Genomic DNA, 12,289 nt, shown 5'->3' with positions numbered 1-12,289 from the left:
GGGTCGAGAACGGCTACGTCACCGGCGCCTACCACGTGCGCAATCCCGAAAAGCTGTCGCGTGTGGAGCGGGAGACCGCCGTGGGCCGCTGAGGCGGCAACGACGCACGGATAGCTGGCGACTCTGGCCCAGAGCGGATGACGCGGCTGCCCGCCGGCCGTGCGGCACGAGGTACACGAGGAAGAGGAGGCGAGCAAGCTGCGCCAGTCCGGGTCCACTCGCGACCGACCCCATCAACCGCAGTCGAGGATCATGACCAAGCTCCGTCATTTCCGACGTCAGACAATCTCCCCCAGGTCTAGCCGGATGCTGGCCCTGAGCGCCGTACTCACGTTGGCAGTCCCCGGGTGCGGGGTGCTGCCGAAGAAGGCTCCCGTGTCCACGCCCGCCTCCAGCGCTCCCGCCGCCGCCAACACCGGCACGGCTCCGGCCGAAACCCGCAGTACCATGACCGAGCACCTCAAGGTTGAGGTCGTCGGCCTGAACCGTGTCAAGGGCAAGCACCTCATCGCCCAGATCCGGCTGTCCAACACCGGCACGGAGAAGCACCTGTCCTGGGCCGGGGAGATGGGCGACCACACCCGCCCCCTCGGCGAGATCAAGTGGGCCTCCGGCATCGGCGTCCTCGACGCGCAGGCCCGCACCTGGCTCCTCCCCTACAAACCCGCCGGCTCTCCCTGCATGTGCAGCGGCCGGGACCGCGACGGCCTCGGCCCGTTCATCGACCCTGGACAGTCGATCACCGTCTACGCGGTGTTGCCCGCACCGTCGGGCAACCCGGCGACGACCACCGTCGTCACCCCCGTGGGCCCGCCGATGCTCAACGTGCCCATCAGCGACGAGACTCCGGCCGGTGACTTTCCCGACCCCGATGCCGAACCCGTAACCCCGCTCACCCGCCGCCTCATCCTCCCCTCCGAATCCCTGGACAAATCGGAGGAGACCGCCGACGACGGCAAGGACCTACAGGTCAACCTCTCCTCCGACGTGCTGTTCGCGGTGGGCAAGGCCACCCTCACCCCCAACGCCAAGTCGATCATGGCCCGGACGGCCACGCTCATCGACGCCTCCCCCGCCGCAGTCGTGACGGTGGCGGGCCACGCCGACTCCTCCGGCAACGACGCCATCAACGACCCACTGTCGCTGCGCCGCGCGCAGGCCGTACAACACGCCCTGTCGACACTGCTGACCAGAAACGGGATCCGCTTCCAGACCCAGGGGTACGGCTCGCGCCGCCCGCTGTACAGCAACGACAGCGACGAGGGCAAACGCCGCAACCGTCGCGTCACGGTGACCTTCCCCAAACCTCAGCCCGCTACCCAGGAACCAGTGGCCACGACCCCTCCCGGCGCGACCGGCCTGACCGGCACCACCAAGGCCGACGGCCAGCCCATCGCCATGGAGGTCACCGGCCTGCGCCGACTGCCCGGAGGCCTCGGCCTGCTCACCTACAAGATCACCAATCAGGGATCGGCCGAAACCTGGTTCCGCGACCTCCACCACGCCCAGGACTGGGAGGCATACAAGTACCAGGCCGCAACCAACGTCCGCATGACCGACGTCGCCGCCCGCCGCCAGTACCTACCCGGCCGCCTCGAGGTCCCCACCGACAACGGCGCGGACTTCTACTGCGCATGCACCGCCGTCTCCGGCGTCCGCATCAGCACCGAGAAATTCACACCGGCCCAGACCCGCGAGTTCTGGAACCTCTTCGCCCTGCCCGACACCGCCGACACCCTCCAAGTCAAGATCGGCCCGTTCCGCGACCTCCACGTTCCCATCCAGTAACGGCGGTAACGGCATCCAGCGGTTAGAGCCCGGCATGGAGGCCAGGCGGCCGACCGCGAGGGGTCGCCTCACGATGTGAGGCGACCCCTCGCGGTCGCTCCGGGCGGGCGGTAGGCGCGCAGCGAGGGCCCAGCCTGCGAGCGAACACACGGGCATAGCTGTTAAGGGGCGGGAGTGTGTCGATTTCCCTGTTGGGGCCCGCGGGGTGATCGATGTTGTTAGATGGCAGTCCGGTCGCCACAGGCGAGAATCAGCGCGTTGAGGACCGTGGCCCAACAGAGCCAGTCGCTGGGTGGCGTCCGGCCAGGCGGCGGGCCGAAAGATGGACGAAAAAGCTTGACACAAGGTGTCAGATTTTGGGCCGAGGATGGTCTCACCGGTCGGCGTCGATGGTGGGCGTGGGGACCGGGCCCACAGATAGCTACGGAAAGATGCGGACTGCATGCGCGAAACGTCAGAAGATCTCAAAGAGCTTCAGGCCCTCCTCGACGCCTCCCTCTCCCGCTCTGCCTCGCACCTCCGCTCGATCATCAACACTGAGCGCACACTGAACGCCGAGCAGCTCACCCAGGTCCTCACCGGCATCTGCACCCTCGCCCTGTCCACCGTGACGGCGAAGGGCGAGCCGCGGATCAGCGGTGTAGACGGGCACTTCCTGCACGGCAAGTGGTATTTCGGCACGGCGCGCGGCGCCGCCAAGGCACGCCACCTCGCGGCGCGGCCTGCCGTCAGCGCCGCGCACATGCGCGGTGAGGACCTGGGCGTGTTCACGCACGGGAAGGTGGAGGTCCTCAACCCACAGGACGGAGAGCCGGCCGCGGGCTGGCCGGACCTGCTCGCGTACTTGAAGGACTTCTACGGCGACAACTTCTTCGACTGGGACAACGACGTGGTCTATTACCGGCTGCATCCGGACTGGATGACTGTCTACGCCCCGGGCATCGCAAAGCTCACTGCGGCGTCCCAGTCCTGATCCCCAGCACGGGCCGCATTGGGACCGGCCACGTGCTGAGCGATCTGGTGAAGCGGCCGCTCAGCCCCATTTGATGACGATCTGCCGCGTAGTGGCGTGATCGGTTTGATCGACATGGGTGGGGGCCTCTCCACCCATGTCCTGCTGCGTTGCGAGAGGGTGGACGAAGGTTGACTGCATTGGTCAGGGACGGCGCGAGTATGAGGGGCGAGACCATCGAGGTGGTGGGGGCTCGTACCAACAATCTGCGGGACGTTTCCGTGAGTATTCCCAAGGGGCGGCTCGTCGCCTTCACCGGCGTGAGCGGCAGCGGCAAGACTTCGCTGGCCATCGACACCCTGCACAACGAAGCCCAGCTGCGGTATCTGGAAGGGCTTTCGCCGTTCGTACGGCAGTACATCACCCAGCGTAATCGGCCGAAGGTGGACCGCATCCTGGGCCTCGGCGCGACGCTCGCGGTCGACCAGCGCCGTCTGAACCGCAACCCCCGCTCCACGGTCGCGACGATCACCGGCATCGACGGGCACCTAGGGCTGCTGTACTCGCGCCTTCCAGGGATCGGCGCAGACCCGGCGGTGGAGAGTGGGGACGGGCATCTGACGACCGCTCACTTCGACCGCAATAGCCTGGAAGGGAGTTGTGCGGACTGCCACGGTGTGGGTGGGCGCTGGCAGGCGCAGGAGGACCTGGTCATCACCCACCCGGAGCGTCCGCTCTTCGAGGGGGCCTCGCCCTGGTACGCGAAATGGCGATCAGGGGAGCACGCGTTCGTACCGGCGCTTGCCGAGAAGCGGGGCGTGGACCTCGGCCGGTCGTGGCAGTCGCTGCCCGAGGAGTTCCGTCACTGCGTGCTCTACGGCACGGGTGACGAGAACATCGAGGCGACCGTCGACATGACGAACAAGAATGAGACGGCCCTGGTGACCTACACCTCGAGCCAGCCGCTGCGGGGCGCGCTCGCCGAGGTGGAGCGGGTGTTCGTGAACGCCCAGACGTCCAGCGCCAAGCAGCGCTACCTGCCGTACATGCGCAAGCAGCCCTGCGGCACCTGCGGCGGCAGCGGGTACGACCAGGTGGCCCGGTCCGTGCGGCTCGGCGGGCTGACCTACCCCGACCTGCTCGAGGTGGAAGTACGGGAGGTGCGCCGCTGGGCGAAACGCGTGGCGGACGACCTGGGCGCCCGGCAGCGGGAGGTGGGTGAACCGCTGCTGCAGGACCTGGGCCGCAGGCTCGGAATCCTTGACCGGCTCGGCCTGGCCCATCTCCAGCTGTCCCGGAGCGCGGCGACGCTGTCCGGGGGTGAGTTGCAGCGGACCCGACTCGCCGCGCAGCTCAGCACCGAGCTGAGCGACATCATCTTCGTCCTGGACGAGCCCGGGACCGGGCTGCACCCGGCGGACAAGGCACAGTTGCTCGACATCGCCCTGGAGCTGCGCGAGGCTGGCAACACGGTGCTCCTCGTCGAGCACGACCCTGAGCTGATCGCCCGGGCCGACTGGGTCATCGACATGGGACCCGGCGCGGGCCGCCTCGGCGGTGAGATCCTGGTGTCCGGCCCTCCCGCCGACGTGGCCGCCCACCCGACGTCGCTGACCGGGCGCTATCTGGCCGGTGAGGGACCGCGGCTGCACCGGACCCCCCGCCCGACCGGCGATGACACCGGCTGGGTCGAACTGCACGGCCTGCGTGCGCACAACGTGAGCGCGGATCTGGTGAGTTTCCCCTCCGGTCGGCTCACCTGCCTAACCGGGCTGAGCGGCAGCGGCAAGAGCAGCCTACTCGGCGCGCTCGGGGCGAGCGTGGAGGCCGCCCTGAACGGGACGGCGACCGACACGGTGCGGGAGGTCACCGGCATCGAGGGGTTCAGCTGGGTCGCCGTCGTCGATCAGGAACCGCTGGGACGGACGCCGCGATCCAACCCGGCCACCTACAGCAAGGCGTTCGACATCATCCGCAAGCTGTTCGCCGAGACCGACGTGGCGCACGGGCGCGGGGCCAACGCCTCCTGGTTCAGCTTCAACACCGCGGATGGCGGCCGCTGCGAGACGTGCACCGGTTATGGCCGCAAGCTGGTCGACATGCACTTCCTGCCAGATGTGTGGGTGGTTTGCGACGCGTGCGAGGGTCGGCGTTACCAGCCGGAGGCTTTGGAGATCAGGTATCAGGGGTTGGCCATCGATCAGGTGCTGGAGCTGACCGTCGCCGAGGCTGCGGAGCATTTCTCCGCGCCCCGACAGCTCGCGGAAACGCTCGGAGCCCTGAACCAGGTGGGGCTTGGCTATCTCCAACTCGGGCAGAGCGCCACAGAGTTGTCCGGCGGCGAGGCGCAGCGGCTGAAGCTGGCCTCCGCGATCCAGCGCGGCGCTGCGAGCCGCAAGGCCGGCCTCGTCGTTCTCGACGAGCCCGTCTCGGGCCTGCACCCGTCTGACATCCAGCGTGTGGTGGATGCGGTCGACGTGTTGCTCGACTCGGGCAACACCGTCGTCGTGGCCGAACATCACATCCCCGTCGCCGCGTCGGCGGACTGGGTGATCGACCTGGGACCGGGAGCCGGTCCGGACGGGGGTGCGGTGGTCGCGCAGGGCCCCCCGGACGCCGTCGCAACAGCGGACACCCCGACCGCCGGCTTCCTCCGGCGGTACGCGGCGGGCCTGCCCCTGCTGTAGGCGCGGGAAGGCGCGCGCCGCTGAGGACGAGGCCAGCCCAGCGCAAAGGGCTCCACCAACGGGTCAGCCGCTTCGGCGGTTACCCCACTGGCGCGGGCTCTGGACCGAGCCCCGGCCGCCGAGGTGCTGACCCTTTCCATGCGGTTGAGGCGAGGCGACCTTGCCCTTCGCGCGTCGGGCAGCCCGATTTGCGTGAACGGCAGGCTGGTCGGTCTCGGCCGTGGTTGAGGTGTCGGCATCCGCCGAGTGGGCGTCTTGAACGGGCTCAGGCTCCGGCATCGGTATCTCCCTGGATTCGTGGGGCGCCCTGCGGACCATCGACAGCCGACGGACGCGGACCACTCGACGCTGGTGCGGGCACCTTGACGGTATCGCAACGCCAAGCCCGTCCGATCGACGGTCTCTAGCCGCGCCTGAGGGTGGCAACCGATACGCGACCCAAAGCTGACCGGAGGGGCCACCCCAACCGCCCGACTGACCGTCAACCGCCGAGCGCACGGCCGCCGGTTGCGACCCAAGAATCGAGGCCCAAGACCAAGAACCGCTGGTAACAGGCTTGCAGAGACAGATAGAGCACCGCTGACACCCACGGCTGGGACTTTCAGTCCACCGGGTGGTTGGGGATCCTCGATCGGACGGCCAGGCCGTACAGGCAGGCCAGCCCGGCCAGGATGCCGAACAGGACGAACGGGCCAGCGGGGCGCCAGTTGTCGTACAGGGTGCCACCGGCGGCGAACGCGATCATGATGCCGATGCCGCCGCTGAGCGCGAACGTTCCGATGACCGAGCCCCGGGTACGGCTGGGAGCCTGTTCGGCGATCAGCACCTGACTGGAGATGACGGCGCTGACCTGGCCGAGCCCGATCAGCGCGGCGACGGCATAGCCGAGCGGGCTGAACGGGTCTCCGACGAAGATCGTGGCGGTGTAGCCGAGAGCGGCGGTCGCCAGGGAGATCAGCACCGCGTCGGTGCGGGACAGCCGGTCGGCGATGATGCCGATGGCCGGCGCCCCGATCAGCGCGACACCGTTGGCCACTCCCAGCAACAGACCTGCCTTGGCCAGCGCCTCGGCCTCGCTGAGCCCGAGGTGCTGGGTGCCGTACTGCTGTGCCCAGAGGGTGAGGTAGGCGCCGACGAGCGCCAGGTCGGCCCGGGCGACGAAGGCGCTGAGGTAGGCGAAGGAGACGCCGGGGCGCCGGATCTCGGCGACGCCCTCGCGCAGCAGCCTGGGGATCGGGATGTGCTCGGAGTGCGTTGTCGCCAGGCCACCCCGGAGGGTGAGCCGCATCAGGATCGCGGTGAGCAGGGCCAGCCCGCCGACGATGAGGTAGGTCGCCCGCAGCGCGGCGATCGCGTCCATCCCGATGCCCTCGAAGATGTCGGGCAGTTTGATCAGCACGAAGAACGTGACGAGCGCGCCGAGACCGTTGCAGAAGCCGAGGATGCCGTTGGCCCTGCCGCGGGTGGTGTCCCGGACGTAGTCGGCGACCACGGCCGTGAGCATCACGGTGACCATCGCCATGCCGACGGCGGCGACACCCCGGGCCAGGTAGTAGGGCAGGACCGAGCCGAGGAACGGTGCCATGCCGACGCCGAGGCCGAGCAGGATGTAGCCGCCGATCACGATCGGGCGCCGTCCGAGGCGGTCGGACCAGGCGCCGGCCAGGCCGACCGCCGCGATCAGGACGATCTCGCTGATCAGCCCAGCGGTGCCTACGATCGAACCCTGCTCACCCTTGGGCACGCCCAGGATGGAGGTGAGTAGCGCGGTCTGCGCGGCCGGGATGAACGTGAACGTCATGATCGACGTCAACGCCAGCCAGTAGTACCCGCTGATGTTGGTCCGGGTCGTGCCCGGTGAGAGCCGGAGTGGGCCGAACGTGGTGCTCTGCTCGCCGGCCTCCGGCGCGGCGGCGGTGTCTTCCTGGCTGCGCTGCACGTTGGCCTCTCTGCCTATTGTGGCACGAATGGAAACGCTGTTTCCACACCCTAGCGGGTCAGGGCCCGGACGTGATCGCGTCGGTGCGGCGCATTTCTCGTCGCCCGGTCCCGATCCGGCGCCGTCGACCCGTCCCTGGTGTCGCGACCGGCCGGCTCAGGGGCCGACGACGCCACCGCGGGCGTGTTCGACGGGAAGCGGGTCAACGGCCGGAAGCGGTTCATCGTCACCGACACCCTCGGGCTGCTGGTCACGGTCTGGGTCCTGGCCGCGTCCTGGCAGGACCGCGACGGCGCCAAGGGCGCGCTGCTCGCCGCGGTGGCGGCCACCCCGATCCGGCACGTGTTCGCCGACCAGGGCTTCGCCGGCCGGCTCGTCGGCTGGGCCGCCGCGATGCTGAACCTGACGTGGACATCGTCCGGAAACCCGCTGATCAGAAGGGATTCGCCGTCCACCCCAGGCGGTGGGTGGTTGGGAGGAGTCTGGGCTGGCTGATGGGCCACCGCCGGCTGGCCCGCGACCACGAACGCCGGCCGGAGACATCCGAGGACATGATCCGCTGGGCGGAATGTGTGCGGCTGACGCTAGCAGGGCCTGCTGACCAGGTGATTCGGTGCTGGCCGAACTCCTTGCTGGCCCCCGTTCTCTGACCCTGACCTTAGGCCTCGTGACCCGTACCGAGAGATTCGTGACGCCATCCCGCGGCTACTAGGTCGATGAGAGCGAATCTCTGCGGAGGGCCGAGGTTCGGGGCGGAGCCCCAAGGTCTTCGGGGTCTTGGTCTTCCGAAAGCGTGGCCGCTCGGGCCGGCGCGGCCCGCTTGCGGGCCGCCTTGATACGTCGAGAGAACAATTCGGCGGTGTCCTGCGCCGGGTGATGCTTGACGTCGTGGCCTCGGGCGACGCTTGACATGATCGCGAGGCGACAACCGCGCGACTCGCGGCATAACCGGTCACGCTATACCGAGCGACCAGCGCCGGCATGACAGTCCTTCTGCGCCGCGACCGCAGCCACTTCCACATGCGGCAATCTCGCTCACTCGGACAGTGGTGCGCGCGAAGAGCCTGGCGCGCATAAGGTCGGCTCGACATGGCGACCTTCGCGAGACTAGGAAGGGGCAGGACATGAACCAAGGCACCCGCGACGAGTTGCTCGGCCGCCTGGCTGAGGCAGTCGGGTCCGTCACAGTCGCACATCCGACGCGGGTTGCCATCGACGGACCGCCCGCCGCAGGCAAGACCACCCTCGCCGACGAACTGGCCGTCGTCTTGCGCATACAGGGTCGCGACGTCATCCGCGCGACGATCGACGATTTCCTCTTCCCACGGGCGCAGCGCTATCCGCGCGGCGAGTACTCGGCCGAAGGCTGCTACTTCGACGCCCACGACTACGACGCGCTGAACCGGGTTCTGCTCGATCCGCTCGGCCCAGGCGGAGATCGACGCTTCCAACACGCGGTGTACGACCGCACCGCGGATATTGCCCTGTCGCCGCCGGTCATGACTGCCCCCGGCGACGCCGTGCTGGTCTTCGACGGCGTCTTCCTCATGCGCCCGGAACTGATTGATCGGTGGGACCTGCGCATCTTCGTGTCGACCGCGCTCGAGAAGACTGTGGATCGTGCCGTGATCCGAGAGCGCCGGGTGTTATCTCGGGCCGACGTCGAACGGCGCTGGCGCGAGCGTTACATCCCCTCCCAACAGCTCTACTTCGCTACGGTCCGCCCGACCGATCACGTCGACATCATCGTGCACAACGACGAGCCTCAGCAGCCGGTCTGGGCGACCCAAACACACTGACCGCACTCAGTTCGGCTACTTAGACACTCTCCGCAGGATCGATGTCCGGCCAGACTCGGCCCAGGTACTCGGCGAGACGCTCCCCCCTCACCTGTGTCGGGACGGTCGGATTCGAACCGACGACCCCTTGACCCCCAGGACGATTCGCCACACGCGCCAACTCATTGAGCCGATGTTGACGGTGGTGGGCCGTCGCAGGGTCCAGGAGTACCTCATCTCGGTCGTCACCTCTGGATCGCTACTGCAACGCGTCTGCGCAGTCCGCGCCTGGTACTGGGACTAGACATGTTCGGCGCCGCCTGTCCTCCGTCGGCTGATATGCGACAGTCGTGCGCCAACTGATCCGCGACGTCCGCGCGGATCGCGGCAGATCCGGATGGCCGCCGAGGCGACGATCATCCGAACTTCGTCCACTGCCCTTCAGAAACCACTTCGGCGGAGCCGTCGACGACCTTGATAGCCGTTTGTTCGTCGATGGCGTAGGCCGGGACGCCGATGTCGGCCGCCCACCGCTCGGCGTCGGCCAGGGTGTTTGAGGGGAAAAGGTTCAAGTGCGGGAAGATCGAGAAGTCGACGACTCCCAGAGCTCGGTCGTCCGGCGCCGACGGCCATTCGACGAAGTACGCCCCGATTCGGGGCGTCATCACCATGCTTCCCGCGCTCACTCCCACCCAGACGGTGTCGGACAGCGAGGGCAGCAGATCGGCCAGCCCGGACTCTCGCATCCAGTGACACAGGTACGTCGCGTCGCCACCGTCGACCAGCAGCACATCGGTCTCTCGGACCCAGGGAATCCATCGCTCTGCGCCGATGCTGGGCAGCGCCGTGAGCTCGAGGACACCGAGCGAAGCCCAGCCCAGGCCGGACAGATACTGCCAATCGCGCGCAGGTTCGGCGGCCACGAAGCCCCGCACCGATGCCGGTCCGCACATCGGGTGACCCCACTGTGCTGTCGGGACGCAAAGGGCGCGACACTCGGAGACCGGCTTACCGAGAAGCCGCAGGAGCGCCGAGTGGATGCTTGGGTTCGTTATACCGCCGGACGTAAGCAAGAGCTTCAAGCTACCTCCAAGATCGTGAGCGCGAGGTAATGCGCCTAATGGTCAGGGATGAGCCCGAACCCATCGTAAGCCGGCCGTCTGCCTCCGGAAGTCCCTGTGACTGCTGCGGCGAATGCCGCATCCGGCACTACCTCGCGCAGCACATGCACCTGACCCAGACGCGCCGGATGCTCCTGTCGCGACGACCGCTCATCGGCACGTCCGGATGCAGGCACCCGCAATCCGGTTACCTTCCGTGACGAGCGCTTCGCGGCAAAGGAGTACGTCCGATCAAGGTGGGCTGCGCGGCTTCCTTCGCGGACATGCCTCGCCCACGTTCGCCTACAAGATCAAACTGCTTCTCTGCCGTCCGTTGCGCTCGGTCGAGTTCCGCGTCGATCCTCGTCAGCCGGCCGCCAAGTCGTCGCGTCATCTTCCAGCTGCGTCGACTGAACGATCTTGCGCTCAAGTGTGTTTCGTGCAGCGCCGCCGTCGTCTCGGATGGCTTGGCCGATTGAGTCGAGCGACGACACTGCCTTCTTGATCTGCTGAACCACCGAATAGAGTGTCGTCGGAGCAGCCCAACCCCCCTGGTACGGCGTCAGGTCCAAGTCGTAGCTGGCGGTCTCGACCGGCCCGAACGGCCCGTCACAGTCAACCTCGAAGCGGCACCGCAGCGGCGAGGTGCCCTTGAACGGCTGGAAGCTGACGTCGTAGAAGAATTGGCGCGTCTGCCCTGGCGGCATCACCGAGATCGGCTCCGTGAACACTGTCAGCTCATGCAGCTTTAGTCCATCAGACCGGACCATCTCATCCAGCGCCTTGACGCGGACGTTCCTTGCAACCGACGCGCCGATGTTCGAGATCGACAAGACGAACACGCCGGGGTCGTTCACGCCGGGAGCGATGTCGACGAGGACATTGGGCTGAAGCGACTCCCGCCTGGCCTGCTGAGTTGCTGCTTCGACAGCCTCTGCCTGCCTGACCTGCCGCATCAGCAAGTCGACTTGTTGCCTGCCGAGCTCAACTTGCTCTTTCGCGCGCTCAGCCTGGTCTTTGGCACTCTTGGCCTGCCTTTTGGCTGCTGAGGCGGACTGCGCCGAGTAGGCGATGCCAGCCAAAGCGAGGACAGCGACTACGGCGGTCGTACGTTCGGTGTTGAACCAGCCGAGTAGGTCGACGAGCACATCCATGGATCGACACTGTAGGCAGGCGTCGCCAGGCCCTTCAAGGCGTTGCGGGCCCACCCATGACCGGGCACGGGGCGTGGCTACACCCCGTGATGGCCGACCAGGGCGACGCGCACGGTCGGCGGCAAATCCGTACATCCGATTTCGGGATTCTTGGCCCGTCCGGTTCGGAACGGGTCCTGGCCATTCGGCCCAGCCCGTGCCGGGCACCGGTAGGGTCCACGGAGTGGAGTTGCGCGATGCGCTGCGACGCCGGCCGGTCACGCCCGAGCGGCGAGTCGCGATCGGGGAGGCGATACTGCAGATCGAGGAGCTTGTCGACTGCGGTAAGGACGCCGCTACCGCGATCGAGACGCTCAACGAGACGACCGGTCACACCTTCGGGCTCGACGACTTCAACTATCACTGCGGAGCGCCCGACCGTGAACAGCTGGTCGAGTGGGCGTGCGCGCCGCCGCCGGTCCGACTGCCCGACGTCACCCGAGACGAGCTGGTCGAGATCGTGCGTCGCATCCTCGCCGGCCCGACCGACGACTGGTACATCGCGGCGTTCGAGCGCAACACCGTGATGCCGGGCGCGAGCGGCCTCATCTTCCACCCGCCGCCCGAGTTGCGGGACGCGACGGCGGAGGAGATCGTTGACGCCGCGCTGGCCTACCGCCCGATCGCCCTGTGACGCAGCCGGCGCACCCGTACTTGGCAGCCAGCGACGCGTCCGAATCCAAGATAGATCGGGTGCGCGCTCATCGGCATGTCCGGACGCTGACCGTGGTAGCCGGCCGGGAAGCTGCGTACCGCGCGGATCGCGGCTACCTGTTAGCTGGTGGTACGACCGCAGCCCGGCCAGGCTTGGTCGAGGTGACCGGTGGGGTCGCTCTCATCGCGGCTGCCCAC

10 protein-coding genes are annotated in these 12,289 nt (G+C 67.8%); 6 read left to right on the top strand and 4 right to left on the bottom strand.

What is annotated here, in order from left to right:
• Positions 1–278: 278 nt before the first annotated feature.
• On the bottom strand, positions 279–449 hold the full coding sequence (locus tag ABZV00_RS37225; protein WP_355615178.1) for a hypothetical protein: 171 nt from the start codon (positions 447–449) through the stop codon (positions 279–281).
• Between ABZV00_RS37225 and ABZV00_RS37220 the strand changes: the two genes are divergently transcribed.
• From ABZV00_RS37220 to ABZV00_RS37210, 3 genes are all read left to right on the top strand, one after another.
• Positions 448–1,788 (top strand): OmpA family protein, encoded by a 1,341-nt coding sequence (locus ABZV00_RS37220; protein ID WP_355615175.1) that lies wholly within the window; start codon positions 448–450, stop codon positions 1,786–1,788. The two genes, ABZV00_RS37225 and ABZV00_RS37220, sit on opposite strands and share 2 nt — an antisense overlap.
• Before the next feature lie 442 nt (positions 1,789–2,230).
• Positions 2,231–2,761, top strand: coding sequence for a pyridoxamine 5'-phosphate oxidase family protein (locus ABZV00_RS37215; RefSeq protein ID WP_355615172.1), 531 nt, complete (start codon positions 2,231–2,233; stop codon positions 2,759–2,761).
• Positions 2,762–2,961: 200 nt separating this feature from the next.
• Positions 2,962–5,427 (top strand): excinuclease ABC subunit UvrA, encoded by a 2,466-nt coding sequence (locus tag ABZV00_RS37210; protein WP_355615169.1) that lies wholly within the window; start codon positions 2,962–2,964, stop codon positions 5,425–5,427.
• Between the two features lie 601 nt (positions 5,428–6,028).
• Here the strand turns inward: ABZV00_RS37210 and ABZV00_RS37205 are convergent.
• A complete protein-coding gene (locus ABZV00_RS37205) occupies positions 6,029–7,366 on the bottom strand; it encodes an MFS transporter (protein ID WP_355615166.1) in 1,338 nt (445 codons plus the stop codon).
• Positions 7,367–7,504: 138 nt separating this feature from the next.
• Between ABZV00_RS37205 and ABZV00_RS37200 the strand changes: the two genes are divergently transcribed.
• Both ABZV00_RS37200 and ABZV00_RS37195 read left to right on the top strand, forming a co-directional pair.
• A complete protein-coding gene (locus tag ABZV00_RS37200; RefSeq protein ID WP_355615163.1) occupies positions 7,505–7,861 on the top strand; it encodes a transposase in 357 nt (118 codons plus the stop codon).
• A gap of 629 nt (positions 7,862–8,490) precedes the next feature.
• Complete coding sequence (locus ABZV00_RS37195) at positions 8,491–9,165, top strand: cytidylate kinase family protein (protein WP_355615160.1); 675 nt, start codon at positions 8,491–8,493, stop codon at positions 9,163–9,165.
• A 395-nt stretch (positions 9,166–9,560) separates the two neighbouring features.
• On the opposite strand, the gene ABZV00_RS37190 is transcribed toward ABZV00_RS37195, so the two are convergent.
• Both ABZV00_RS37190 and ABZV00_RS37185 read right to left on the bottom strand, forming a co-directional pair.
• On the bottom strand, positions 9,561–10,226 hold the full coding sequence (locus tag ABZV00_RS37190; protein ID WP_355615157.1) for a Type 1 glutamine amidotransferase-like domain-containing protein: 666 nt from the start codon (positions 10,224–10,226) through the stop codon (positions 9,561–9,563).
• A 329-nt stretch (positions 10,227–10,555) separates the two neighbouring features.
• Positions 10,556–11,398: a hypothetical protein gene (locus ABZV00_RS37185; RefSeq protein ID WP_355615154.1), complete on the bottom strand. Its 843-nt coding sequence runs from the start codon at positions 11,396–11,398 to the stop codon at positions 10,556–10,558.
• A gap of 223 nt (positions 11,399–11,621) precedes the next feature.
• Here ABZV00_RS37185 and ABZV00_RS37180 point away from each other — a divergent pair, with 223 nt between their 5' ends.
• Complete coding sequence (locus ABZV00_RS37180; protein WP_355615151.1) at positions 11,622–12,071, top strand: hypothetical protein; 450 nt, start codon at positions 11,622–11,624, stop codon at positions 12,069–12,071.
• Positions 12,072–12,289 lie beyond the last annotated feature (218 nt).

Origin of the sequence: Micromonospora sp. NPDC005173 (assembly GCF_040608515.1) — a bacterium.
In the GTDB taxonomy this organism is placed as follows: domain Bacteria; phylum Actinomycetota; class Actinomycetes; order Mycobacteriales; family Micromonosporaceae; genus Micromonospora.
Note: the sequence above shows the minus strand (reverse complement) of the source record. Positions and strands in the feature narration are given on the sequence as shown.

Excerpts from the sequence above, each read along its gene's own strand:
- ABZV00_RS37195 (WP_355615160.1), top strand. The coding sequence starts at position 8,491 with ATGAACCAAGGCACCCGCGACGAGTTGCTCGGCCGCCTGGCTGAGGCA.
- ABZV00_RS37225 (WP_355615178.1), bottom strand. The coding sequence starts at position 449 with ATGGTACTGCGGGTTTCGGCCGGAGCCGTGCCGGTGTTGGCGGCGGCG.
- ABZV00_RS37185 (WP_355615154.1), bottom strand. The coding sequence starts at position 11,398 with ATGGATGTGCTCGTCGACCTACTCGGCTGGTTCAACACCGAACGTACG.
- ABZV00_RS37215 (WP_355615172.1), top strand. The coding sequence starts at position 2,231 with ATGCGCGAAACGTCAGAAGATCTCAAAGAGCTTCAGGCCCTCCTCGAC.
- ABZV00_RS37220 (WP_355615175.1), top strand. The coding sequence starts at position 448 with ATGACCGAGCACCTCAAGGTTGAGGTCGTCGGCCTGAACCGTGTCAAG.
- ABZV00_RS37210 (WP_355615169.1), top strand. The coding sequence starts at position 2,962 with ATGAGGGGCGAGACCATCGAGGTGGTGGGGGCTCGTACCAACAATCTG.